This window comes from Dickeya sp. MK7, assembly GCF_000406305.1.
In the GTDB taxonomy this organism is placed as follows: Bacteria; Pseudomonadota; Gammaproteobacteria; order Enterobacterales; family Enterobacteriaceae; genus Dickeya; species Dickeya fangzhongdai.
The window spans coordinates 940,861-941,620 of the sequence record NZ_CM001984.1 but is presented as its reverse complement, the minus strand read 5'-3'; the positions used below and the strand labels follow the sequence as shown (position 1 = coordinate 941,620).

At 61.7% G+C, this 760-nt stretch carries 1 protein-coding gene; it reads right to left on the bottom strand.

Features of this window, described 5'->3' with window-relative positions; genetic code table 11:
* A partial coding sequence (locus DXXMK7_RS22785) for a cadherin-like domain-containing protein (protein WP_193745936.1) occupies positions 1-760 on the bottom strand: 760 nt, incomplete at both ends.

Here is a 760-nt window from a genome sequence, read left to right as displayed (position 1 = left end):
GTCATTCACCGCGGTGACGGTAATGGTCAGGGTGCCGGTGACCACCCCGCCGGCGCCGTCGCTGACGGTATAGGTCACGGTGTCGGTGCCGTTAAAGTTGCCGTTCGGGGTGTAGGTCAGCGTGCCGTCGGCGTTGATCACCACCGTGCCGTTGCCAGCGGTCGCCGCGGTCACCGTCAGCGGATTGCCGTCCACATCGCTGTCATTCGCCAGCACATCCACCGTCACCGGGGTGTCCTCGGCGGTGGTCGCCGTATCCGCACCGGCCACCGGCGCATCATTCACCGCCGTCACCGTAATGGTCAGGGTACCCGTAGCCAATCCGCCCTGGCTATTGCTGACGGTATAGGTCACGGTGTCGGTGCCGTTAAAGTTGGCGTTGGGCGTATAGGTCAGCGTACCGTCCGCGTTGATGACGACAACCCCATGACCCGCCACAGCCCCTTGAATTGTCAAAGGAGGGCCGTTTGCATTGGTATCATTCGCCAGTACATCCACCGTCACCGGCGTATCTTCCAATGTACTTGCGCTATCTGGATTTGCCGAAGGAGCACTATTCACCGGCGCGATAGTCACCGTTAACGTCCCCAGGGCAGTGCCGCCGGCGCCATCGCTGACGGTATAGGTCACCGTATCAGTACCGCTGTAATTCGTATTTGGCGTATAGGTCAGCGTACCATCAGCATTGATCACCACCGTGCCGTGGCCGGCGCTGGCCGCCGTGACCGTCAGCGCGTCGCCGTCCACATCGCTGTCGTTC